Origin of the sequence: Achromobacter pestifer, from assembly GCF_902859625.1 — a bacterium.
In the GTDB taxonomy this organism is placed as follows: domain Bacteria; phylum Pseudomonadota; class Gammaproteobacteria; order Burkholderiales; family Burkholderiaceae_B; genus Achromobacter; species Achromobacter pestifer.
In genome coordinates, this window is record NZ_CADIJX010000026.1 from 1 (window position 1) to 527 (window position 527).

Below are 527 nucleotides of genomic sequence, written 5' to 3' on the forward strand. Positions count from 1 at the left end.
CCGACCGTCACCGTGTCCAGCAGGATCGTGTTGTCGCCGTTACCAGCGTCCACCGTCAAGGATCCGGTCAGGCCGCTATCCAGTAGCGTGATCTTATCGACGCCAGAACCGGTCGTGACCGTGGTGTTGCCGCCGACCGTCACCGTATCCAGCAGGATCGTGTTGTCGCCTTCGCCAGCGTCCACCGTCAGGAACCCGGTCAGGCCGCTATCCACCAGCGTGATCTCATCGACGCCAGAACCGGTCGTGACCGTGGTGTTGCCGCCAACCGTCACCGTATCCAGCAGGATCGTGTTGTCGCCGTTGCCGGCGTCCACGGTCAGGAAGCCGGTCAGGCCGCTATCCAGCAAGGTGATCTGATCGACGCCGGAACCGGTTGTGATCGTGGAATTGCCACCGACCGTCACCGTATCCAGCAGGATCGTGTTGTCGCCGTTACCGGCGTCCACCGTCACGAACCCGGTCAGGCCGCTATCCAGCAAGGTGATCTGATCGACGCCGGAACCGGTTGTGATCGCCGTGTTGCC

The 527-nt window shown here is 62.8% G+C and carries 1 pseudogene; it reads right to left on the reverse strand.

The features are described from left to right. Positions 1-527 (reverse strand): annotated as a pseudogene (locus HV753_RS31135) (hypothetical protein); the annotation flags it as partial.